Consider the following 21,003-nt stretch of genomic DNA (forward strand, 5'->3'; position numbering starts at 1 on the left):
GGATAGCTGGGTTGTCTCGGTGGCAATCACTATACCCCGAAACTGCGGCATATTTGTTGGTTTATGGCGTACAGCCGTAGCCAAACCCGCCTGCGACATGTAATACTTTGATATCATCTTTCTAGTGAGTGCGCTGCCCATGGCGTTGAAACAGTATCTGCCGTCCACCCTGCGGTTCCGTCTCAGTGGCCTGGTCATGCTGCTGGTGCTGGGAGCGACCGTCACTGTGACGGTGGTGGCGCTGGTGCTGGCCGAGCGCGATATGAAGGAAGTCATCGGCAGCCAGCAGTATGCCTTGCTGTCCGGCGCCGCCGCCCACATCGACGAGCACCTGGCCGGCAAGAAGGCCATGCTGGCGGCGCTGGCCGAATCGCTGCCGGCGGCCACGCTGCATGATCCCGCGGCGCTGCGCGCCTATCTGAAGGCGCGTCCGACCGCCCGCGGCCAGTTCTCTTTTTTGGAAATCTACGACAACGATGGCCTGCTGACCGGCGCGCTGGAAGAGGACATGCCGGCGCAGCCTTTCCGCGCCGCCGGCCAGGAATGGTTCGACCTGACGGTGGCGCGCGGCCGTGGCCTGGTGTCGGCGCCGTTCGCCAGCAAGCTGGCCGGCGCGCCGACGGTGCTGATCACGGCGCCGGTGTTCGACAGCGAAGGCCGCGTGGCGCTGGTGCTGGCCGGCGGTATCAACCTGCTGCACTATGCGCCGTTCGAGTCGCTCAGCGCGCTCAAGCCGGGCAGCACCGGCTTCACGTTCATCATGACCGCCGAGGGCGTCCTGCTCAGCCATCCGAACAAGGCGCGGCTGCTGCACAGCATTAACGAGCGTCCGGGCAGCAACCGCGCCACCGAGATGGCGCTGGGCGGCTTCCAGGGCTGGACCGAGGCCGAGAACAAGGACCACGTCAAGGGCATCTATTCGTACCGGCGCTTGCAGCACGCGCGCTGGATCGTCGCGGCGCGCTTCCCCAGCGACGAGGCGCTGGCGCCGTTGCGGGAGATGCGCTACGAGGCCGCCGCCGCCGCGACGGTGTTCGCCTGCCTGGCCGGCCTGCTGTCCTGGATGGGCATCGCGCGGCTGCTGCGGCCCTTGCAGCGGCTGCGCCGCAACATCGCCGAGATCAAGAACAGCCGCGCCGGCATCCAGGTGCTGCAACTGGACCGCAAGGACGAAATCGGCGAATTGAGCGGCGCCTTCTACCGCCTGATGGCCGAACGCGAGTCGGCCCAGCTGCGCACCTACGAGAGCGAGAAGCGGGCGCGCATCCTGGCCGACAACCTGCCGCTGCTGATCGCTTACCTGGACCGCGAACGGCGCTTCCTGTTCACCAACGAGCACTATCGCACCCAGTTCGGCCTCGATCCGCAGACGATGCTGGGCCAGACCGTGTCCGACATTTTCGGCGCCGCCGCCGACAGCTGGCTGGGCGACCTGGATCAGGCGCTGCTGGGCCGCCGCCTGCACTTCGAGCGGGCCTTCGAGCAGCACGGCCAGACGCAGCACTTCATGGTGGACCTGGTGCCGGACGTGGCCGCCGACGGCATGGTGGTGGGTACCTACCTGATGGCGATGGATATCACCGACCGCAAGAACGCGGAGCTGATCCAGGCCGCTGGCGAGCAGCGCGCCGCCGCCGCCAGCCGCGCCAAGAGCGAGTTCGTGGCCAATATGAGCCACGAGATCCGCACGCCGATGAACGCGGTGCTGGGCGTGGCGTATTTGCTGGGGAATACGGAGCTGAGCGCGCCGCAGAAGGAGTACGTGGACATGATACGGTCGTCCGGCAATGTGCTGCTGGGGATCCTGAACGATGTGCTGGACTTTTCCAAGATCGAGGCCGGCCGCATGGAATTGGCGCCGTCGACCTTCCAGCTGGACGAGGTGCTGGCGGCGGTCAATTCGGTGATGACCACCACAGTGGCCGCCAGCGGCATCCGCTTCGATGTCGCCACCGACGCCGCGGTGCCGCAGGCGCTGGTGGGCGACGCCATGCGCCTGCAGCAGATCCTGATCAATTTGGTCGGCAACGCCATCAAGTTCACCGAGCGCGGGCAAGTGCTGCTGCGGGTGGAGCGCTCGGCCAACGGCATGGCTGGCTATGCCGGCGACGCCGTCGGCCTGCGCTTCGTGGTGCGCGACACCGGCATCGGCATGGACCTGGAGCAGCAGAGCCGCCTGTTCGAAGCCTTCAACCAGGCCGACGCCTCGACCACGCGCCGCTTCGGCGGCACCGGGCTGGGACTGGCGATCTGTCGCCGCCTGGCCGAGTTGATGGGCGGCGCCATCGCCGTCAGCAGCATGCCGGGCGAGGGCAGCGAGTTTGTCGTCACGCTGCCGTTCCTGTTGCCGAAGGCCGAGCTGCCGGCGGCGCCGCAGTCGGTCGACGATGATGCGGCCGACGAGGAGCCGGCGGAGCAGCGCCTGCGCGGTGTGCGCCTGCTGCTGGTGGAAGACCATCCGCTCAACCAGGTGGTGGCGCGCGGCATGCTGGAATACGCCGGCGCCAGCGTCGACGTGGCGGAGAACGGCCAGCTGGCGGTGGAGCGCCTGCGCGAGCATCCGGACGACTATGACGTCGTGCTGATGGACGTGCAGATGCCGGTGATGGACGGCTTCGCCGCGACCGGCGTGATACGCCGTGAGCTCAAGCTGGACCTGCCCATCCTGGCGATGACGGCCGGCGTGATGCAATCGGAGCAGGAACGCTGCATCGCCGCCGGCATGAACGATTTCATCGCCAAGCCGGTCGACGTCGAGCAGATGCTGGACATCATTTCGCGCCATATTCCGGCCGGGCGCCGCCCCTGAACCCGTGCATTTCGCGCCGGCCGGCTGCATTTCGCGCCGGACTTGCGCATTTCGTCGCATCGCTCTCCGGAGCTGCGGGCCGCTGGCTAGAGTGGAGTCACTTTCACTCAACGGAGTTCATCATGCGATCCACCAGCCTTGCCGCCGTCGTCCTGTCCATCATCTCCACCCTGGCGCTGATGCCTGCTTTTGCCGCCGACCTGAAAATCTCCGTGACCGGCGTCTCCAGCGCCGACGGCCAGATCATGGTCGCCCTGTACAACTCCGCCGAGACCTACCTGGGCAAGCCGTTCCGCGCGGCGGCCGCGCCGGCTGTGGCGGGCGCCATGCAGATCGAGTTCAAGGACCTGCCGGCCGGCGACTACGCCTTTTCGCTGTACCACGACGCCAACGCCAACGGCAAGATGGACCGCAACCTGATCGGCATGCCGACCGAGGACTACGCCTTCAGTAACAACGCCATGGGCAAACGCGGCGCGCCGGAGTATGCGGCCGCGCGCTTCACGCTACCCGCTGCCGGCGCTTCCACCAGCGTCAGCCTGCGCTGATCGGGAGACATATCATGAGCAACCGCCGCGAATTCCTGTCCCGTAGTATCAGCCTGGCCGCGCTGGGCCTGAGTTCCGGCGCCGCGCTGGCCGACAGCGACACCTACCGCCGCTTCCACCAGGCGCTGGAACACGACGCCAGGTTGTCGGCGTATGTAAGCGTTAGCGGCGAACTGGCCGGCGATGCGGTGATCCACGGCCGCATGCCGGACGACCTGCAAGGCGCTTTCTATCGCAACGGACCTGGCCGCTTTGAACTGGGCGGCGAACGCTATCACCACTGGTTCGACGGCGACGGCTACGTCCAGCGCTGGCAGATCGGCGGCGGCAAGGTCAGTCATCGCGGCCGCTTCGTCGCCACCCAGAAGTTCACCGAAGAGACGGCGGCCGGCCAGTTCCTGTATCCGGCCTTTGGCACCTACATCGACCGCCGGCCGGTCAAGAGCAACGACACCGTCAACGTCGCCAATACCAACCTGCTGCCGTTCGGCGGCCGCGTGTACGCCTTGTGGGAAGGCGGATCCGCCATCGAAGTCGATCCGCAAACCCTGGAGACGCGCGGCGTCAAGACCTGGCGGCCGGACTTGAAGGCGATGCCGTTTTCCGCGCATCCGAAAGCAGATCCGGATGGCGGCCTGTGGAACTTCGGGAATATGCCCGGCGCGGACAAGTTGATGATCTACCGTCTCAACGCAAGCGGAGAGGTCTTGCGCACCGGCGTGATCGACGTGCCGGACCTGAATATGGTGCACGACTTCGCCGTCAGCGCGCGCCACCTGATCTTCCTGGTGCCGCCGTACGACATGAAGCCCGGCCCGGAGATAAGCCTGGGCGACAGCCTGCACTGGGCTGGCGCAACGCGGCCGCTGCGGGTGGTCGTCATCGCCAAGGACACGCTGCAACTGCGCCAGGTGTTCGAACTGCCGGCGCGCACGGTGTTCCACTTCGGGAATGCGTTCGAAGACGGCGCCTGCACGCGGCTGGACGCGGTGATGCACGAAGGCGACACGCTGCACGAACTGGCGGACGTGATGCATGGCGAGATACGGCCCTTCCGCGACGGTTCCAGCACGGTGCAGATTACGCTGGACTACGCTACCGGCCAGGCGCGCGAGGCGCGGCTGTTTGGCGCCAGTGAATTCCCGAGGGTGGCGCCGCAGGTGGTATCGGTCCGTCACCGCAAACTGGCGGTGCTGGGCGTGGCGCCGGGAAGCGCGGACGACAGCTTCAACACCGTGAACCTGATCGACATCGACAGCGGCAAGGCGGACAGCTACCGCTTCGACGCCGGCTGGGTGGTGGAGGAACATGTGCTGGTGCCACGGCGCGGCGCGCGCTCCGAGACCGATGGCTATCTGGTCGGCGTCGCACAAGATGCGCGGCGCGGCCAGACCGTGTTGACCGTGTTTGATGCGCACAACATCAAAGCGGGTCCGCGGGCGATGGCGCGGCTTTCTTATGCGTCGCCGGCCTGCATTCATGGTAACTTTCTGCCGGCCTGAATATTTTGGACATCACCATGAACCACAGCAGCAAGCAAGCCCCGGCGCTTTCCGGCGCCGACAACGCGCGGTTGGCGCATCCGCTGGACCTGATGCCATTTTTCCGGCGCTGGCCGTCGTCGATGCGGCGCAACCTGCTGTACACCCTGATCTGGAACTGTGGCCTGGGCACGGCTTTGACGGTAATCGATGTGCTGACGTCCGGGAGCAACCGGCTGGTGGTGGGGCACTGGCTGCCGATGCTGCTCATCTCGAACCTGATCGGTTTCCTGATCCACTTCGGCCACCTGCTGGCCAACGCCGTCAGCGGCGGCTGGCCGCGCCGCGCCAAGGGCCTGCCACGATTGCTGTTCAACGCCGGGCTGGTGGGATCCAGCGTGATGTTGGGCCTGGGGCTGGGGACCGCGCTACTGAACGGGAAGGGCTTGGCGGAGCTGATGGACAACCGCAATGCGGTGAACCAGTCGCTGGTGGTGGCTGCGGCCATCGCCCTGCTGATGTACCTGGTCAGCAGCAGCGCCGAGCGGCGCGTGGCGCAGGCGGAGGAAAAGGCCCGGCAACAGGAGCTGATCGCGTCCACCGCCCGTTTGCTGGCGGAAGCGCGGCTACGCGCATTGCAGGCGCAGATCGAGCCTCACTTCCTGTACAACACCCTGGCCAACGTGGTGAGCCTGATTGGCCCGCAACCGGCCAAGGCCCAGCACATGCTGGAGCGGTTCATCGACTACCTGCGCGCCAGCCTGGCGGTCAGCCGCAGCGATGAGGCCACACTGGGCTCCGAGGCCAGGCTGATCGCCGCCTACCTGGACGTGCTGGCGGTGCGCATGGGCGAGCGGCTGCGCTACCGCATCGAAGTGCCCGATGCCTTGCGCCAGTTTGCGATCGCGCCGATGCTGCTGCAACCGGTGGTGGAAAACGCCATCTCGCACGGGCTGGAGCCGAAGGTGGAGGGTGGCGAGATCGTCGTCAGCGCGCGCGAGGAAGGTGAGTATCTGATCCTGCAAATCAGCGATACCGGAGTGGGCCTGGGCAGCACCATGTCGGCCAAGCCGGGCGGCGGGGTAGGGCTGAGCAATTTGCGCGAGCGTTTGCGCAGTTTGTATGACGGCGCAGCTAGGGTAGAATTATTGGAAAATCAACCTTGCGGCATGACGGTGCGCCTCATGCTGCCTTTGAATGCGAGTCCGACATCGACACACTCCGTGCCCTGATCGCAGATGACGAAGAACATCTGCGTGATTATCTGGAAGGCCAGCTGAAGACAGCGTGGCCCGAATTGAAGGTGATTGCCAAGGCGGCCAACGGCCTCGAAGCCTTGCGCATGATCGACGAGGAAGCGCCGGATGTGGTGTTCCTCGACATCCGCATGCCGGGCATGACGGGGCTGGACGTGGCGGCGCGACTGGTGTCTGGCGCCAAGCCGCCGCACATCGTGTTCGTCACGGCCTTCGACCAGTATGCGGTGGAAGCGTTCGAGCATTCGGCGGTCGACTATCTGCTGAAGCCCGCCAGCCTGGAACGGCTGGACAAGACCGTGAGCAAACTGAAGGCGGCGTTGCGTTCAAGCGCGCCGGCAGCGGGGGCGGGCGTCACGGCGGCGACGCTGCAAGCCCTGTTGCAGCAGCTCGGCGGCGCCGCGCCTGTCGCTGCGGCGCCTGCGCCGACATTGCAGTGGATACGCGCCTCGCAAGGCGAACACACGCGCCTGATCGCCATCGACGAGGTGATCTACTTCCAGAGCAACGACAAATACACCAGCGTGTTCCTGGCGGATGGCGAGAGCCTGATACGCACGCCGATCAGCAAGCTGCGCGAGCAGCTGGACGAGCAGCAGTTCTGGCAGATACACCGCAGCGTGATCGTCGCCGCGCGCCATGTGGCCGGCACCCGCCAGGATTTTCGCGGCCGCCTGATGGTGCAGCTGAAGGGGCGCGAGGAGCAGCTGGTCGTCAGCCGTAACTACGTCGACCTGTTCCGGCAGATGTAGGCGCCAGCAGGCTGGCGAATGCCGCGTGGCCCTTGGGCGTCACGCTCACCACGCGTGAACGCGGCGCCCGCAAGATCCACCCCTCCCGGCCATACATGTCCAACAACGCCGCGCCCAGCATGCCCGAAAGGTGGGCGCGGCGCTGGGTCAGGTCGACACAGCAGCGCGCAAACGGGCGGCGGCTTCCCGGTGGGCGTTGGCCGGCTACGCCCAATGCCGTCAACTGCTGCCTGCCTGTTTCCGTCAGTTCGTAGTCCTGGCCGACGACTGTCAGCCATTGGTCATCGATCATTTTTTGCAGCACCTGTACGGCGAGTTCTCCCGCCAGATGATCGTAGCAGGTGCGCGCTTGCAGGAATTGCGGCGGCATCGCGCGCACCAGTGCCGGCGCTGGCGGCTGTTTGGGCTTGATCGACATGCTGAACGAGGCCAGGCTTTCAATCATGTGCGCCGCTTCAGGGCTGGCGATGCGGAAGTAGCGGTGGCGGCCTTGCGCGTCCGCCGCCAGCAGCCCGCCGTCGACCAGCTTCGCCAGGTGTGCGCTGGCCGATTGCGCCGAGATGTTGGCGGCGAAAGCCAGTTCGCCCGCCGGCCTGCGTGTGCCGTCGATCAGTGTCCAGGCGATCGTCGCGCGGGCCGGATCGGCCAGCAAAGCCGCGACCAGTGCAATGTCAGGATTGTCACCCATTGTTCATCCCACGCTGAATTGTCAGGACCTTATCTTGCCTGAGAATGCGATTCAATGTCCACAACGAGGAGGGGAAATGAACACACACCACAATACCGGCGTAGCGGAACGGATAGGGCGATATGCCGACGCGGTGGAGGCGCCGGCCGGCTCACGATGGCTGTACAGCGCAGGCACGCCGGGCATGCGATCGGACGGCACGCTGCCCGGCGATATCGCCGGCCAGACCGAATTGGCGTGGTCGAATATCATGGCGGTGCTGGACAAGGCGGGGATGACGGCGGCCGATATCGTCAAGATGACGCATTACCTGGTCAACGCTGGAGACTTGCCGGGCTGTGTCGCCGTGCGTAATCGTGTGCTGGGCGAGCTGCGCCCAGCGTCGATGTTGATGGTGGTGGCGGCCCTGCCGCGGCCGGACTTCCTGGTGGAGGTGGAAATCGTCGCGGCGCGGCCGGCGGGCTAGGCCGGCCTCGCGCCATGCAGGGACTTACTTGCCCAGTACCGGCTTGACCTTGGCCGCCGCTTCCTTGGCGCGCAGGCGCGCGGTTTCCACGTCATCGGCGACGGCCAGCGCCACACCCATGCGGCGACGCGCGAACGATTCCGGCTTGCCGAACAGGCGGATGTCGGTGCCCGGCACGCGCAGCGCTTCGGCCACGCCTTCGAAGGCGATGCCCGCCGCTTCATGCTGGCCGTAGATGACGGCGGAGGCGCCAGGGGCCTTCAGCGCCACATTGACCGGCAGGCCGAGGATGGCCTTGGCGTGTAGTTCGAATTCGCTTTGCACCTGGGTCGCCATGGTCACCATGCCGGTGTCGTGCGGGCGCGGGCTCACTTCCGAGAACCAGACCATGTCTTCCTTGACGAACAGCTCGACGCCGAACAGGCCCAGGCCACCCAGGTCGCCGGTGACTTTTTCGGCGATGTCGCGGGCGCGCGCCAGCGCCAGTGGATTCATGCGGCATGGCTGCCAGGATTCGACGTAGTCGCCTTGCACCTGCACGTGGCCGATCGGATCGCAGAACTGGGTCAAGACCTGGCCGTCGGCGCCGATGGAGCGCACCGTCAGCAGCGTGATTTCGTAGTCGAAGTCGATGAAGCCTTCGACGATCACGCGGCCCGAATCCACGCGGCTGCCGGCGGCGGCGTAGTCCCAGGCAGCTTTGACCTCGGCGGCGCTGTCGATCTTGGCCTGGCCCTTGCCGGACGACGACATGACCGGCTTGATCACGCACGGGAAGCCGATGGCGGCGGTGGCGGCCTCCAGTTCCGCCAGGCTGCTGGCGAAGCGGTAGGGCGACGTCGCCAGGCCCAGGGTTTCGGCGGCCAGGCAGCGGATGCCTTCGCGGTTCATGGTCAGCTGGGCGGCGCGCGCGGTCGGGATGCAGGTGATCTTGCCGGCTTTTTCCAGCGCGGCCAAGGTGTCGGTGGCGATGGCTTCGATCTCCGGCACGATCAGGTCAGGCTTTTCCTGTTCGATCAGCGCGGCCAGCGCGGCGCCGTCGGCCATGTTGATGACGTGGGCGCGGTGGGCAACCTGGTGGCCAGGCGCATTCGGATAACGGTCGACGGCGATCACTTCCACGCCCAGGCGCTGCAACGCGATGATGACTTCCTTGCCGAGTTCACCGGAGCCGAGCAGCATGACTTTGGTGGCGGTAGGAGACAGGGGAGTGCCGAAAATGCGGGGAGTGTTCATGAAATCGTCCGGGAATGAAGGGGAAACGTTAGATGGTGTGCAGCCGCAGCGCTGCGCGGGCCGACTATAGCAAAATGCGGCTAATTTGGACAGCGGCAGCGGCGTTATAATAAGCGCAAGCTTGGCATTGGATTAATCGCGGCGTTTATCGCGGGCCGGCAGCGTTTATCCGCTGCCGGCCGCGCTGGTCGCATGGCCACCCGCGCCGCCGGGTCGTCAGGCACAGTGTGACCATGACAGCTCGTCATGGACATGACTAAGGAAAAAATATGAAACCAATGCACGTAATCGCCGCCGCACTCGCCGCCACTTCGCTGTGGGTGGTTGCCGCCGAATCGACTTCCAAGCTGCCCGCGCCATGGTTCGTGACCAGCCAGACGCCATCCTCCTACCAGGCCGGCATCGACAACGTTGAAACCATCAGCGGCAGGGGCTCCAAATTCCTGCGCAATACGCAAGGCGACAGCAAGGGGCTGGGCACGCTGATGCAGTCTGTGTCGGCGAAGCGTTATCAAGGACAGCGTGTGCGTTTCCAGGCGCGGATCAAGTCGCGCGACGTTACCGGCTGGACGGGCTTGTGGATGCGTATCGATGGCCCGTCCGGCCATAGCGTAGCTTTCTACAACAGCTTCGACAAGCCTATCGTCGGCTCCAGCGACTGGCAAGTCCGCAGCGTCACGCTGGATGTTCCCGATGATGCGGTAAGTGTCAACTTCGGCGTGAACCATGACGGCACCGGGCAGGTCTGGATAGACGAGCTGTCGCTGGACGTGGTAGGCAAGGACGTGCCGGTTGATGCGATGCCGCGCAATAAACTGCCGGAGTCGCCGAGCTTATGAGCGGCGCCGCCGTTCTTGACGCGTTACTGCGCGTGGCGGCAAGCAGCGTTCGGCAAAAGGTGCTGAGCGCTTCCTTGGTTGCCGGCTTTGCGCTGGCGTGTCTGGCGCTGCGGGCCTATACCTTGCTGGCCTTGTTCGGTGCGATGCTGCTGCCGGTGGGGATCAGCGCCGCTGGCTTGTTGGCTGCACTGACGACCGTACCCAGGCTGCGCGAGTGGCGATTTTTGTGGCCGGTGTTGCTACTACTGGTCGGCTTGTCGAGTTGGGTGGCCGGTCTTCTGTATCACCGCAGCTTGTTGATGGTCGATGTGAGCACGCATAACGATTTGCTGGTGCAGTGGTCGGTGGCGTCGTTGGCCTTGCTGCTGCTGGCGCCGCGCCTCTGGAACGCACAGATCCAGTCGCGCGCCTTGCAGATGGCGCAGTTGACGCAGGCCGCGCTGTCCGCCGACCTGAAGGCCTTGCAGGCGCAGATCGAGCCGCACTTCCTGTACAACACACTGGCCAACACGCGCTACCTTGCGCGTCACGATCCAGAACGCGCGGTGGAGATGCTCGATCACCTGATCGGCTATCTGCATACTGCCTTGCCGGATTTGCGCAGCCCGATGTCCAATCTTGGCCGCGAATGTGAGCTGGCGGGGCACTACCTGGCGTTGATGGGAATACGCTTCGGCGAGCGCCTGCAATTCGAGATCGACTGTCCCGTCGAACTGGGCGCGGTGGAGCTGCCGCCGTTGATGCTGATGCCGCTGGTGGAGAACGCCGTGCAGCACGGCGTTGAGCCGCATCCCGGCAACGTGACCGTGCGGATGCTGGTGCGTCGCCGCGAGGGCGCATTGGTAGTAGCGGTGCGCGACAACGGCGCCGGCCCCGGGAAATCCGTGCTGGGCAGCGGTGTCGGACTGCGCAACCTGCGCGAGCGGCTGGCTGCCTTGCATGGCGGCGCTGCCGGATTCAGGCTTCAAGTGGCGCCTGATGGCTGGACCGAAGCAGAAATCACCTTACCGTTGGGAGTCGCATGATGTCATCTCATCGCCCGCGCATACTGATCGCGGATGACGAGCCTTTGCTGCGCGCGGAATTGCGCCAGTCGCTGGCAGCGTTGTGGCCGGAGGCCGAACTGGTGGCCGAAGCTGCCGACGGCTACGAAGCGCTGCGCCTGGCGCGCGCGATGGAGCCGGACGTCGCCTTTCTCGACATCCGCATGCCCGGCTTGAGTGGCCTGGAAGTTGCGCGCACCTTCGGCGCGCGCACGCATGTGGTGTTTGTCACTGCGTACCAGGAACATGCGCTGGCCGCGTTTGACGAAGGCGCGATCGATTATGTGCTCAAGCCCACCGATCCCGTACGCCTGGTACGGGCCATCGAGCGGGTACGTGCCCGCCTTGGCACGCCGCCGCCGGACCTGGCGCGGCTGATGCAGCAACTGTCGCCAAAGCCGGCCGCGCCGTCATGGCTGCAGGCGACCGTCGGCAATTCGATACATTTCATCGACTTGAGCGAGGTGATTTACTTCTGTGCGGAGTTCAAATACACCCGGGTGGTGACGCCGCAGCAGGCCGAAGCCCACATCCGCACGCCGCTGAAGGAGCTGGCCTCCGAGCTGGAGGACGCTGGATTCTGGCAGATACACCGCGGTTATGTGGTGGCGGTCAAGCGGATCGCCGCCGTCAGCCGCGATGCCGACGGCGCCTTGTGGCTAAGCCTGCGCGATCACAAGGACAAACTGCCCGTGAGCCAGCGCTTCCAGCACCGGTTCAAGGGCATGTAGCGCTATCAGAACGAGTAGACCAGCGTCACCGACGTTTGGGTATCGGTGTTCTTTTTATCTTCCGGCACGTTGGTGTCGTTGCGGACGCTGAACGCGGCCTTCATCTGCATGGTGCTGTTGATTTTGGTGCGCAGCGCCGTCTCGGCCAGCGAGTGCATGTTCGAGGTGCCGCGCTCCACGCTCAGGTTCTGCGTGAACAGGGCGCTGTCGCTCAACTTCCATTTCAGGTTGGCCGCGCCGCGCACGGTCATGCCGCTTTCCGCTTCGCCGGTCGAACGCGTGCCGTTGAAATAGCCGGGACCAATTTCCACGTCCAGGCTGTGCTCCGGCGTCTTGTAGGTCTCGGTGCCGTAACCGACGCCCACGGTGGAGTAGCGCGTGTAGGCGCCGAATTTGTCGTTGACGTGGGTCGCCAGCGCGAACAGCTTGTCATGATCCTGAAGCAGCTTGTAGGCAGTCTTGGCGGAGAAGGAGTAGCGCTGCGCGGAGCGCTCGCGCACTTTTTCGCCGTCGGCTTGCGTGACCTGTTCGTCCTTGAAGTAGCCGGCCAGGATGTACTCGTTGCTCCAGTCGGGCAGCTCCTGCTTGGCATCCAGCTTGCCGGTCACCGAAGTACCGACCGTGTTACCGGAAGTGGAAATGGCGCCCAATTCTGCGGAGTTGTTCCAGCCGTGTACTGAGGCGGTATCTGCTGCTGCGAGGCCATGGACCAGGGTGAGGGTGGGGATTAGGAAGATCGCTTTCATGTCGATATTGTACCCGAGCTCAAAAAACAACGCATTCAAGAGGGCGCGACCGGTACGTGCGAGGCCGTACAGAAAAAAAACTAAGCTTGCGAGAAGATCAATATACTTATTAAAGGGATATTGATCATGAACGCCGCACTCAGAGTGTCACAGTTGTTGTTATGTGTAGGATTAGTCGCCAGTACGGTTTACGCCAGCGCCGGTATCAATCGCTGCGTTTCGGCGGACGGCAAGGTGTTGTTGACCGATGCAGATTGTCCGCCGGAGAGCCGGCCGGATGTCAGCGATGACGGCGCAGTGGGTGTCGCGATCAATAGCGGCGCCGTCGCTCCTGCTGCGGTCAATGTGCCCGCGGCTTCGGCGGTAACGCCGTTGCAGCGTAGCCCTTGGGCCGATTTGCCGCATCCCTTGGTACGCAAGAGCATAGGGCTGGACGCTGGAACGCTGCAGGCAGCATATCAAACCATGCAGTTGGACGACGAGATGCGCCGTCAGCGGCATCTGGTCGCGCTGCGCTAATTTGGAGCCGGGATGAGGATTTTTACCGCCGCTGTATTGGTTTCAGTGATGTTCTCCTGCGCGGCCAGCGCCGACGACAATGTGGCCTATCTCGCCGATGTCAGCACGTACGGCCCCGGTATCGGCGACTCGGCCGGCGCGGTGTGGGGCGGTGGCATGGCGCGGCTCGACAGCGTCACCGATGGCGCATTCAATCCGATCGGCCAGCAGTGGAATTTCGATTCGGTGTACTGGTCCGGCACGGGGAGCGGCGTGGTCATCACGCTGGCCCATGCTGCGCTGGTCAACCAGCTGGTGCTGGAGGCCGATAGCAATGACGACTACCATATCGAGTTCCTCGACCGGGACCATGTCTGGCAAGGCTTGACGGCCGTCGATATGGATGACAATCCCGCTGGACAAAACCTGTACGGCGGTCCGCTGGCGGCGCCGGTAGTGGCTCGCGCGTTCCGTATTTCCGCCAGCGGCGACAATCATTATTCGCTCGCCGAGTTCCAGGCGATAGGGGCGTGGGCGACAGATGACGAGCCGGTCGTGCTGCCGGTCACCCCGGCTGATCCGCCACCGCTGCCGGTGCCGGAGCCGGCCAGCTACCTGATGCTGGTCGCAGGCCTGGCGCTACTGGCCAAGAAGATTAACTCGTCAGCCAGTAATCCGGCCGCGCGTAGATCTCCTTCAGCATGTCGATGAAGAAGCGCACCTTGGCCGGCAAGTGCCGCTGCTGCGGATAGACGGCCACGATGTCATACTGCGGCAGCGCGTAATCGTCCAGCACCGTAATCAGCTCTCCCGACGCCAGTTGCGACTGGATCTCCCACGATGAGCGCCACGCCAGCCCCAAACCCTCGGTAGCCCAACGATGCAGCAGTTCGCCGTCGTTGCAGTTCAAATTCCCATCCGCCCGCACCGTCACCTGCTTGCCACCATCCTGGAAATACCAGCCGCGCTGCTGGCCGCCTTGCAGGTTGAAGGCCAGGCAGTTGTGCTGCGACAGATCGTCCAGCGTGCGTGGAATTCCATGGCGCTCGAAGTATTCCGGTGTGCCGCATACCACGCGCCGGTTGCTGGCCAGCTTGACGGCGACGAAGCTCGGATCGATCACGCCACCAATGCGGATGCCGACGTCATAACCATCCCGCACCAGATCCACCACGCGGTCGGTCAGGTTGAACGATATCTGCACGTCCGGATGCGCGCGCACAAAGCCCGCGGCATGGGGCGCCACGTGCTTGCGGCCGAAGGCGGCCGGCGCCGAGACGATCAGGTGGCCGGTGGCGCGATGCCGCCCCTCGGACACCATGCGGTCCGCATGACCCAGATCCGCGAGCAATTTGCGGCAATGGTCCAGATAGAGCGTGCCTTGTTCGGTCAGCGTCAGGTGGCGGGTGGTGCGGTGCATCAGCTTCACGCCCAGGCGCTTTTCCAGCGCGTCGATACGCCTGCCCAGCATGACGGGCGTGATGTGCTGGCCCATCGCCGCGCGTACCAGGCTGCCCTTTTCGGCCACGTCGACGAAGGCCTCGATTTGCGTCAATTTATCCATACGCAGATTATTCCACACTTATTCCGTATTTTGAGTATCGAATAAAGCGAGAGTTTGTCTTCTTATCACGGCCGATCTTTCCCGCTACGATGATCCCATCAATTCAGTACTTAACCTCAGGGGACAATCATGGCACGGATGACAGCAGCGCAGGCAGCAGCAATCGTTTTGGAAAAAGAGGGCGTGAATCAAGTGTTCGGAGTTCCGGGCGCCGCGATCAACCCATTCTACGCGGCGTTGAAGAAGCAGGGTAGCGCCAAGCACATACTGGCGCGTCACGTCGAAGGCGCTTCGCACATGGCCGAGGGCTACACCCGCGCCAAGGCCGGCAACATCGGCGTCTGCATCGGCACCTCCGGCCCGGCAGGCACCGACATGATCACCGGCCTGTATTCGGCCCAAGCAGATTCCATACCTATCCTCTGCATCACCGGCCAGGCACCGCGTGCCCGCCTGTACAAAGAGGACTTCCAGGCAGTCGATATCGAATCGATCGCCAAGCCGGTGACCAAGTGGGCCGTGACCGTGCGTGAGCCGGCGCTGGTGCCGATGGTGTTCCAGCAGGCCTTCCACATCATGCGCTCCGGCCGTCCAGGCCCGGTACTGGTCGACCTGCCGTTCGACGTGCAGATGGCCGAAATCGAATTCGACCCGGACACCTACCAGCCGCTGGAAGCCTACAAGCCTAAAGCCACCCGCGCCCAGATCGAAAAAGCGCTGACGATGCTGAACGACGCCGAGAACCCGATCCTGACCCCAGGCGGCGGCGTAATCAACGCCGACGCATCCGAACTGCTGGTGCAATTCGCCGAACTGACCGGCATTCCAGTGATCCCGACCCTGATGGCCTGGGGCTGCATCCCTGACGATCACCCGCTGATGGTCGGCATGGCCGGTCTGCAAACCAGCCATCGCTATGGTAACGCCACCGTGCTGGCATCGGACTTCGTGTTCGGTATCGGTAACCGCTGGGCCAACCGCCACACCGGCACCATCGAGGTGTACACCAAGGACCGCAAGTTTGTCCACATCGACATCGAACCAACCCAAATCGGCCGCGTCTTCGGTCCAGACTTCGGCATCGTCTCCGACGCCGGCGCCGCGCTGAAGCTGATGATCGAAGTCGCCACCGAGTGGAAAGCCGCAGGCAAGCTGAAAAACCGTTCGGCATGGGTATCGCAGTGCCAGGAACGCAAGCGTACCATGCAGCGCAAGACCCACTTCGAACAAGTGCCGGTCAAGCCGCAGCGCGTGTACGAAGAAATGAACAAGGCTTTCGACCGCAATACCTGCTACGTCAGCACCATCGGCCTGTCGCAGATCGCTGCCGCGCAGTTCCTGCACGTGTACAACGCACGGCACTGGATCAACTGCGGCCAGGCCGGCCCGCTGGGCTGGACCATATCGGCAGCGCTGGGTGTGGTCGCCGCCGATCCGCAGCGCAAAGTGGTCGCGATTTCGGGCGACTACGACTTCCAGTTCATGATCGAAGAACTGGCCGTGGGCGCGCAATTCAAGCTGCCTTACCTGCACGTTGTGGTCAACAACTCCTACCTGGGCCTGATCCGTCAATCCCAGCGCGGCTTCGACATGGATTACTGCGTCCAGCTGGCGTTCGAGAACATCAACGCTCCTGAGCTGAACGGCTACGGTGTCGATCACGTCGCAGTGGTTGAAGGCCTGGGTTGCAAGGCGATTCGCGTTATGAATGCAGACGACCTGCCGGCCGCTTTTGAGCAAGCCCACAAGTGGATGGAAGAGTTCAAGGTGCCGGTGGTGGTGGAAATCATCCTGGAGCGCGTGACCAATATCGCCATGGGCACCGATCTCGATAAAGTCAACGAGTTCGAAGAGCTGGCGCTGCGCGGCACCGACGCACCAACCGCAATCTCCCTGCTGGACTGAGAGGAAACGTCATGACCAAACTTGCAGCCAACCTGACCATGCTGTTCACCGAAGTGCCCTTCATCGAGCGCTTCGAGGCGGCGGCCCGCGCCGGCTTCCAGGCGGTGGAGTTCCTGTTCCCGTATGCCTACAGCGCCCGCGACCTGTCCGAGCGCCTGAAGGCCAACCAGCTGGAACTGGTGCTCCATAATCTGCCAGCCGGTAACTGGGAGGCCGGTGAACGTGGTATCGCCTGCCACCCGGACCGCGTTGCGGAATTCCGCGATGGCGTCTGGACCGCCATCGCCTACGCCAAGGAACTGGGCGTCAAGCAGGTGAACTGCCTGGTTGGCATCACGCCGCAGGGCGTGACGCGCCAGGACGCACAGGTCACGCTGGTGGACAACCTGCGCTTCGCCGCCGCGGCGCTGAAGGACGAGGGCATCCGCCTGCTGATTGAACCGATCAACAGCTACGACATACCCGGCTTCTTCCTGACCAATACGGCACAGGCGGCGTCGCTGATCGTCGCCACCGGCTCGGACAACCTGTTCATCCAGTACGACATCTATCACATGCAGCGCATGGAAGGTGAACTGACGAACACCATCAAGAAGCACCTGTCGCTGATCGGCCACGTGCAGTTGGCGGATAACCCCGGCCGCAACGAACCGGGCACCGGAGAAATCAACTACCGCTACCTGTTCGAACAGTTGGACGCCTCGGGCTACGACGGCTGGATCGGTTGCGAATACAAGCCGCGTACCAGCACCGAAGCTGGCCTGGGCTGGCGCGCCGCGCACGGCGTTTAATTCGGCGTCTAAACCAAAACTTTACAAGGAAAATATCATGTCTCGAGTTGGATTTATTGGTCTGGGTATCATGGGCGCACCGATGGCGCAGCACCTGCTGAACGGTGGTCACAAACTGTACCTGCACGACATCAAGAACCCGCCGTTCCCGCTGATCGAAGCCGGTGCGACGGTCTGCACCTCGGCCGCCGAAGTGGCTGCGCGTGCCGACATCATCATCGTCATGGTGCCCGATACGCCGCACGTTGAAGCGGCGCTGTTCGGCGAAGAAGGCGTGGCCAAGGGCCTGCGTCCAAACACCATCGTGGTCGACATGAGCTCAATCTCGCCGATCGAAACCAAGAAATTCGCCAAGAAGATCAATGCGCTCGGTTGCGAATACCTGGATGCGCCGGTGTCCGGTGGCGAAGTCGGCGCCAAGGCCGGTTCGCTGACGATCATGGTCGGCGGCTCGGAAGCGGCGTTCGAAATCGTCAAGCCGCTGTTTGAATTGATGGGCAAGAACATCACCCTGGTCGGCGGCAACGGCGACGGCCAGACCACCAAGGTCGCCAACCAGATCATCGTGGCGTTGAACATCCAGGCCGTGGCCGAGGCGCTGCTGTTCGCATCCAAGGCCGGCGCCGATCCAGCCAAGGTCCGCTCGGCGCTGATGGGCGGCTTCGCCAACTCGCGTATCCTGGAAGTACACGGCGAGCGCATGGTCAAGCGCACCTTCAATCCGGGCTTCCGCATTGAACTGCACCAGAAGGACTTGAACCTGGCACTGCAAGGCGCCAAGGCGATGGGCGTGTCGCTGCCGAATACCGCGATGGCGCAGGAACTGATGAATGCCTGCGCGGCCAATGGCCTGGGCGGCATGGACCACTCGGCACTGTGCCGCGCGATTGAAATCATGTCTAACCACCAGATCGCCGAGGCGTAATGAGTACCCTGAATCCACGCCAATTCCTGCTCGATCTGTATGGCAGCGCGGTGGACGCTGTCAGTGCCGAGAAGTGCCTGCCGGCGTACCTGCCGGAGCCGCCGAAGAATGGCCGCACGCTGGTGATCGGCGCAGGCAAGGGCGCCGCCGCGATGGCGCGCGCCGTCGAACGTCACTGGAAAGGTGACATCTCCGGGCTGGTCGTCACGCGCTACGAGCATGGCGTGGACTGCGAGCGCATCGAAGTGATCGAGGCCGCCCATCCGGTGCCGGACGAAGCGGGACTTGCCGCCGCCGGCCGCATGATGGACATGGTAAAGGGCCTGAGCGAAAACGATCTGGTGCTGTGCCTGATCTCCGGCGGCGGTTCCTCGCTGCTGGCATTGCCGGCGCCCGGCATCACGCTGGAGCAGAAGCAGGCGCTGAACAAGGCCTTGCTGAAGAGCGGCGCCGCGATCTCCGAGATGAACTGCGTGCGCAAGCATCTGTCGGCCATCAAGGGCGGCCGACTGGCGCTGGCTTGCGCGCCGGCCCGCGTGGTGACGCTGCTGATTTCGGACGTCCCTGGCGACGATCCCGGCATCATCGCCAGCGGCCCGACGCTGCCCGACCCAACCACCTGCGCCGATGCGCTGGCGGTGCTGCGTAAGTATGACATCGCTATCCCGGACAGCATCCGCGAGCATCTCGAATCCGGCGCCGGCGAAACGCCGAAGCCGGGTGATCCACGCTTCGCCCGTAACAGCCATCACGTCATCGCCATTGCGCAGGACGCGCTGGAGGCAGCGGCAGCGCATGCGCATGCTGTGGGCATCACGCCTTACATCCTGTCCGACGGCATTGAAGGCGAATCGCGTGATGTCGCCATCGTCCACGCGGCGATGGCCCGGCAGGTGGCGGCGCGCGGCCAGCCGTTCCAGCGTCCTTGCGTCATCATTTCCGGCGGCGAGACCACGGTCACGGTGCGCGGTTCGGGACGCGGCGGCCGGAATGCCGAGTTCCTGCTCAGCCTTGCGGTGGCGCTGGACGGCCATCCCGGCATCCACGCGGTGGCCTGCGATACCGACGGCATCGACGGTTCCGAGGACAACGCCGGCGCGCTGTATGGACCGGATTCGCTGGAACGCGGCCTGACGCAAAAGCTGCGGGCCAAGACTCTGCTGGAAAACAATGACGGCTACGGCTACTTCAGTGCGTTGAATGACCTGGTGGTCAGCGGTCCAACCCGCACCAACGTCAACGACTTCCGCGCCGTTTTAATTCTGTAAAAAAGGAATACCCAATGCGACGTCAACGTCAGGCCAAAATCGTGGCCACGCTCGGCCCGGCCAGCAGCAGCAAGGAAGCCATCCAGGCATTGTTTGAAGCGGGCGCCGATGTGTTCCGCTTTAACTTCAGCCACGGCACCCATCAGGACCATCAGGCGCGCTGCAACATCGTGCGCGAAATCGAACGCAGCGTCGGCCGGCCGATCGCCATCCTGGCCGATCTGCAGGGGCCCAAGCTGCGCGTAGGCCAGTTCGCCGAAGGCAAAGTGACGCTGGTGGCGGGGCAGGAGTTTGCGCTCGACCGCGATACGGCGCCTGGCACTGCGCAGCGCGTATGCCTGCCGCACCCGGAGCTGTTCGAAGTGATCGGCGCCGGCCAATCGCTGCTGCTGGATGACGGCAAGCTGCGACTGGCGGTCCTGGGCAATGAAGGCCGCGTTATCCGCACCCGCGTCGTCAACGGCGGCGTGCTGTCGGACCGCAAGGGCGTCAATGTTCCGGACGTGGTGCTGCCTATCCCGGCGCTGACCGAGAAGGACCTGCGCGACCTGGACTTTGCGCTGGAAATGGGCGCGGACTGGATTGCGCTGTCGTTTGTGCAGCGTCCGGAAGATCTGGTGCAGGCTCGCGCCATCGTCGGCAACCGCGCATCGCTGTTGGCGAAGCTGGAGAAGCCGGCGGCGTTGGACGCACTCGATGCCATCGTCGCCGTTTCCGACGCGATCATGGTGGCGCGCGGCGATCTTGGCGTGGAAGTGCCGCCGGAGCGTGTGCCGGGCGTGCAGAAGCGCATCCTGCGCGCCTGCCGCCTGCAAGGCAAGCCGATTGTGATCGCCACGCAGATGCTGGAGTCGATGATTTCGGCGCCGGTGCCGACGCGGGCGGAAGCTTCGGACGTCGCCAGTGCGATCTATGACGGCGCCGATGCGGTGATGCTGTCGGCCGAATCGGCCAGCGGCAGCTATCCGACGGAAGCGGTGTCCATGATGAACCGCATCATCTGTGAAGTGGAGAAGGATCCGCTGTATCGTCAGATGATCGATGCCCAGAACCAGGCGCCAATGCCGAACAGCGGCGACGCGATTTGCTCGGCGTTGCGCGATGTAACGCAGATCGTGGGTGCTGTGGCGACGGTGACCTACACCAGCTCCGGCCACACCAGCCTGCGCGCGGCGCGCGAGCGGCCGATGGCGCCTATCCTGAGCATCACCCCGAACCTGGCGACGGCCCGTCGCCTGGCGCTGGCGTGGGGTGTGCATTCGACGGTGAGCCCTGATGTGCGCAATGTGGATCGCATGGTGGCTGCGGCTTGCCAGGCCGCGCTGCGGGAAGGTTTCGGCAAGCCCGGCGACCAGATCGCGATCACGGCGGGCGTGCCATTCGGGCAGCCAGGCAGCACCAACTTGCTGCGTATCGCGCAGATCTGGCCGGACGACGAGCCGGCGGCAGCGTGATTT

20 protein-coding genes are annotated in these 21,003 nt (G+C 64.2%); 16 read left to right on the plus strand and 4 right to left on the minus strand.

The features are described 5' to 3' along the window. The first annotated feature begins 139 nt into the window (after positions 1–139). The 5 genes from D0T21_RS05980 to D0T21_RS06000 all read left to right on the plus strand — a co-directional run bounded on the left by D0T21_RS05980 (position 140) and on the right by D0T21_RS06000 (position 6,846). Positions 140–2,809 carry an ATP-binding protein gene (locus tag D0T21_RS05980; protein ID WP_116989133.1) on the plus strand — a complete coding sequence of 890 codons (2,670 nt, stop codon included), beginning with the start codon at positions 140–142 and terminating at the stop codon, positions 2,807–2,809. Positions 2,810–2,931: 122 nt separating this feature from the next. Continuing rightward, complete coding sequence (locus D0T21_RS05985) at positions 2,932–3,357, plus strand: DUF2141 domain-containing protein (protein ID WP_116989134.1); 426 nt, start codon at positions 2,932–2,934, stop codon at positions 3,355–3,357. A 14-nt stretch (positions 3,358–3,371) separates the two neighbouring features. Next, complete coding sequence (locus tag D0T21_RS05990) at positions 3,372–4,859, plus strand: carotenoid oxygenase family protein (protein WP_116989135.1); 1,488 nt, start codon at positions 3,372–3,374, stop codon at positions 4,857–4,859. 17 nt (positions 4,860–4,876) lie between these two features. Next, on the plus strand, positions 4,877–6,070 hold the full coding sequence (locus D0T21_RS05995; RefSeq protein WP_116989384.1) for a sensor histidine kinase: 1,194 nt from the start codon (positions 4,877–4,879) through the stop codon (positions 6,068–6,070). A gap of 20 nt (positions 6,071–6,090) precedes the next feature. Continuing rightward, positions 6,091–6,846, plus strand: coding sequence for a LytTR family DNA-binding domain-containing protein (locus tag D0T21_RS06000; protein ID WP_229211413.1), 756 nt, complete (start codon positions 6,091–6,093; stop codon positions 6,844–6,846). On the opposite strand, the gene D0T21_RS06005 is transcribed toward D0T21_RS06000, so the two are convergent. Further along, the gene (locus D0T21_RS06005; protein WP_116989136.1) at positions 6,809–7,534 is read right to left on the minus strand and encodes a helix-turn-helix transcriptional regulator; all 726 of its coding nucleotides are present in this window, start codon (positions 7,532–7,534) and stop codon (positions 6,809–6,811) included. The two genes, D0T21_RS06000 and D0T21_RS06005, sit on opposite strands and share 38 nt — an antisense overlap. Before the next feature lie 76 nt (positions 7,535–7,610). On the opposite strand from D0T21_RS06005, the gene D0T21_RS06010 reads away from it, so the two are divergent. Continuing rightward, complete coding sequence (locus tag D0T21_RS06010) at positions 7,611–8,000, plus strand: RidA family protein (RefSeq protein ID WP_116989137.1); 390 nt, start codon at positions 7,611–7,613, stop codon at positions 7,998–8,000. Between the two features lie 24 nt (positions 8,001–8,024). On the opposite strand, the gene purT is transcribed toward D0T21_RS06010, so the two are convergent. Then, complete coding sequence (gene purT / locus D0T21_RS06015) at positions 8,025–9,236, minus strand: formate-dependent phosphoribosylglycinamide formyltransferase (protein WP_116989138.1); 1,212 nt, start codon at positions 9,234–9,236, stop codon at positions 8,025–8,027. A gap of 269 nt (positions 9,237–9,505) precedes the next feature. On the opposite strand from purT, the gene D0T21_RS06020 reads away from it, so the two are divergent. Genes D0T21_RS06020 through D0T21_RS06030 form a run of 3 tightly spaced genes read left to right on the plus strand, consistent with a single transcriptional unit; the run spans position 9,506 to position 11,849 of the window. After that, positions 9,506–10,075 carry a transcriptional regulator gene (locus D0T21_RS06020; protein ID WP_116989139.1) on the plus strand — a complete coding sequence of 190 codons (570 nt, stop codon included), beginning with the start codon at positions 9,506–9,508 and terminating at the stop codon, positions 10,073–10,075. Beyond that, positions 10,072–11,100, plus strand: a complete 1,029-nt coding sequence (locus tag D0T21_RS06025) for a sensor histidine kinase (protein WP_116989140.1) — start codon at positions 10,072–10,074, stop codon at positions 11,098–11,100. Before D0T21_RS06020 ends, D0T21_RS06025 begins: the two co-directional genes overlap by 4 nt. After that, on the plus strand, positions 11,097–11,849 hold the full coding sequence (locus D0T21_RS06030; RefSeq protein WP_116989141.1) for a LytTR family DNA-binding domain-containing protein: 753 nt from the start codon (positions 11,097–11,099) through the stop codon (positions 11,847–11,849). Before D0T21_RS06025 ends, D0T21_RS06030 begins: the two co-directional genes overlap by 4 nt. 5 nt (positions 11,850–11,854) lie before the next feature. Here D0T21_RS06030 and D0T21_RS06035 read toward each other — a convergent pair whose 3' ends face one another. Beyond that, on the minus strand, positions 11,855–12,595 hold the full coding sequence (locus D0T21_RS06035; RefSeq protein ID WP_116989142.1) for a YdiY family protein: 741 nt from the start codon (positions 12,593–12,595) through the stop codon (positions 11,855–11,857). Between the two features lie 126 nt (positions 12,596–12,721). Here D0T21_RS06035 and D0T21_RS06040 point away from each other — a divergent pair, with 126 nt between their 5' ends. Together D0T21_RS06040 and D0T21_RS06045 are read left to right on the plus strand one after the other, a co-directional pair. Continuing rightward, positions 12,722–13,114, plus strand: a complete 393-nt coding sequence (locus D0T21_RS06040; protein WP_116989143.1) for a hypothetical protein — start codon at positions 12,722–12,724, stop codon at positions 13,112–13,114. 12 nt (positions 13,115–13,126) lie between these two features. Then, complete coding sequence (locus D0T21_RS06045; protein WP_229211349.1) at positions 13,127–13,804, plus strand: PEP-CTERM sorting domain-containing protein; 678 nt, start codon at positions 13,127–13,129, stop codon at positions 13,802–13,804. On the opposite strand, the gene D0T21_RS06050 is transcribed toward D0T21_RS06045, so the two are convergent. Beyond that, positions 13,749–14,657: a LysR family transcriptional regulator gene (locus D0T21_RS06050; protein ID WP_116989145.1), complete on the minus strand. Its 909-nt coding sequence runs from the start codon at positions 14,655–14,657 to the stop codon at positions 13,749–13,751. The two genes, D0T21_RS06045 and D0T21_RS06050, sit on opposite strands and share 56 nt — an antisense overlap. 129 nt (positions 14,658–14,786) lie before the next feature. Between D0T21_RS06050 and gcl the strand changes: the two genes are divergently transcribed. The 5 genes from gcl to pyk are packed head-to-tail and all read left to right on the plus strand — an operon-like array spanning position 14,787 to position 21,000. After that, positions 14,787–16,562, plus strand: a complete 1,776-nt coding sequence (gene gcl, locus D0T21_RS06055) for a glyoxylate carboligase (protein WP_116989146.1) — start codon at positions 14,787–14,789, stop codon at positions 16,560–16,562. Between the two features lie 11 nt (positions 16,563–16,573). Continuing rightward, complete coding sequence (hyi, locus tag D0T21_RS06060; protein ID WP_116989147.1) at positions 16,574–17,353, plus strand: hydroxypyruvate isomerase; 780 nt, start codon at positions 16,574–16,576, stop codon at positions 17,351–17,353. Beyond that, the gene (locus D0T21_RS06065; RefSeq protein ID WP_301546330.1) at positions 17,319–18,278 is read left to right on the plus strand and encodes a 2-hydroxy-3-oxopropionate reductase; all 960 of its coding nucleotides are present in this window, start codon (positions 17,319–17,321) and stop codon (positions 18,276–18,278) included. Before hyi ends, D0T21_RS06065 begins: the two co-directional genes overlap by 35 nt. Further along, positions 18,278–19,546, plus strand: a complete 1,269-nt coding sequence (locus D0T21_RS06070; RefSeq protein WP_116989148.1) for a glycerate kinase — start codon at positions 18,278–18,280, stop codon at positions 19,544–19,546. The genes D0T21_RS06065 and D0T21_RS06070 overlap by 1 nt, the downstream gene beginning before the upstream one ends. A gap of 14 nt (positions 19,547–19,560) precedes the next feature. Continuing rightward, positions 19,561–21,000, plus strand: coding sequence for a pyruvate kinase (gene pyk / locus D0T21_RS06075; protein WP_116989149.1), 1,440 nt, complete (start codon positions 19,561–19,563; stop codon positions 20,998–21,000). The last annotated feature ends 3 nt before the right edge of the window (positions 21,001–21,003 follow it).

Source organism: Duganella sp. BJB476 (assembly GCF_003416895.1).
In the GTDB taxonomy this organism is placed as follows: domain Bacteria; phylum Pseudomonadota; class Gammaproteobacteria; order Burkholderiales; family Burkholderiaceae_D; genus Rugamonas.